Source organism: Streptomyces sp. AC558_RSS880 (assembly GCF_019049255.1).
Lineage (GTDB): Bacteria > Actinomycetota > Actinomycetes > Streptomycetales > Streptomycetaceae > Streptomyces.
On record NZ_JAGMUJ010000095.1, the window covers coordinates 1 to 1,838 of the forward strand.

Sequence of the window (1,838 nt, forward strand, 5' to 3'; positions counted from 1 at the left end):
AGCGAGCAACTCCCGTGGTCCTTCCTCACCCACACCGGCCTGATCATTCACCCCTCACCACCACAGAACTAACGAAAAACTCAGTAGGGCGTGTATCGAAAGTGGATCTTGAGCGTGGGATGATCTTGGTTTGTGGCGCGAGGAGACCTGACGGACGAGCAGTGGGCGGTGCTCGAGCCGCTGCTGCCAAAGGGAAAGAAGCCGGGCCGGCCGCCGAAATGGAGCCGGCGGCAGCTGATCGACGGCATACGGTTCCGGGTCCGCACCGGCGTCCCGTGGCGGGACTTGCCCGAGCAATACGGGCCGTGGGGCCGGGTGTACGACCTGTTCCGGCGCTGGCAGCGGAACGGCACCTGGCAGCGCATCTTCACCCAGCTCCAGGCCCGGGCCGACGCGAAAGACCTGATCACCTGGGATATCAACGTCGACTCCACGGTCTGCCGGGCCCATCAGCACGCCGCCGGGGCACGGAAAAGGGGGACCTGCAGAAGGAGCCGCCCGGCGGGGTCGCCGTCGAACCGGACGATCACGGGCTCGGCCGCTCGCGCGGCGGCCTTACCACCAAGCTGCACCTGGCCGTCGAGCAGGGCCAGAAGCCCATGTCGATCGTGATCACGGCAGGACAGCGCGGGGACTCCCCGCAGTTCGAGGTCGTCCTGAGCCGCATCAGGGTCCCGCGGCTGGGGCCGGGCAGGCCACGCACCCGGCCCAGGCGGGTGCGCGCCGACAAGGCGTACGCCTCCCGCAAGAACCGCGCCTATCTGCGTCATCGTGGCCTCCCCTGCACCATTCCGGACAAGGCCGATCAGGTCCGCAACCGCAAGAAACTTGGCTCCTGCGGCGGCCGTCCGCCGAAGTTCGACCCGGAGGACTACAAGGCCCGGCACGCGGTGGAATGTGGCATCAACCGCCTCAAGAGGCACCGCGCCGTGGCCACGAGGTACGACAAGCTTGCGGTCCGTTACGAGGCGACCGTTCTCGTCGCGGCCATCAATGAGTGGCTCTGACCGGCACGTTCGACATATGCCCTGGACGCTATAATGCGGGCCATGGAGTGCTTTGCCGCTTGGCGCACGCGTCACTGAGGGCCCGGCTCACCGCCGATCCCATCGGCCGGGAGCGGGCCGACCGATGCCCTTCTTTGTCCCGGGTATCAAGCCCTCAGCCCGAAAGGCGCACTTCCATGCTCATTCGCGCGTTCACTCAGCACGACCTGGCACCACTGACCGAACTGACCATCGAGACGTTCCGGCCGTTCTACGAGGACTCCTTCCGGCCCTTGGTGGGCGAGGCCGTCTTCGCCAACCAGCACGGCAACTGGCGCGACGACTACCGCAAGCAGGTCGCCGAACTCCATGCACCCGAGCGGCACACGTACGTCGCGGTCGCCGAGGCCGAGGACGGCATCGCGGGCTACGTGGCGTGGAGCGTCGACCCGGCTCGCAGGAACGGCAGTGTCACGATCCTCGCCGTCTCGGCCAAGCACCGCAGACACCATGTGGGCACCGCCCTGTGCGAGCACGCCTTCGAAAAGATGCGAACCCTCGGAGCCGAGGTAGTCGAGATCGGTACCGGAGGAGACCCCTTCCACGCACCCGCCAGGGCCCTGTACGAGAGGCTCGGGTGCACCCCGCTCCCGGTCGCGGTCTACTACCGACAGCTCTGAGCCGAAACCCCTCCGGGACGGGTGCCATCACACACCCGTCCCGGGCTCGGCGAGTACCCATCCAATTCCACTTCCGATACACGCCCTACTGAGTTTTTCGTTAGTTCTGTGGTGGTGAGGGGTGAATGATCAGGCCGGTGTGGGTGAGGAAGGACCACGGGAGTTGCTCGCT

At 66.5% G+C, this 1,838-nt stretch carries 2 protein-coding genes; both read left to right on the forward strand.

The window, feature by feature from the left end:
• Positions 1 to 132 precede the first annotated feature (132 nt).
• A protein-coding gene (locus KUM38_RS27625; protein WP_374227088.1) for an IS5 family transposase occupies positions 133 to 1,007 on the forward strand; the annotation gives its coding sequence in 2 pieces (ribosomal slippage) (positions 133 to 490 and positions 490 to 1,007; 876 coding nt in all).
• Between the two features lie 176 nt (positions 1,008 to 1,183).
• Positions 1,184 to 1,666 carry a GNAT family N-acetyltransferase gene (locus KUM38_RS27630; RefSeq protein WP_217133038.1) on the forward strand — a complete coding sequence of 161 codons (483 nt, stop codon included), beginning with the start codon at positions 1,184 to 1,186 and terminating at the stop codon, positions 1,664 to 1,666.
• Positions 1,667 to 1,838: the final 172 nt, after the last annotated feature.

Bases quoted from the DNA above. Each gene is read 5' to 3' on its own strand.
- KUM38_RS27630 (WP_217133038.1), top strand. From the start codon at position 1,184: ATGCTCATTCGCGCGTTCACTCAGCACGACCTGGCACCACTGACCGAA.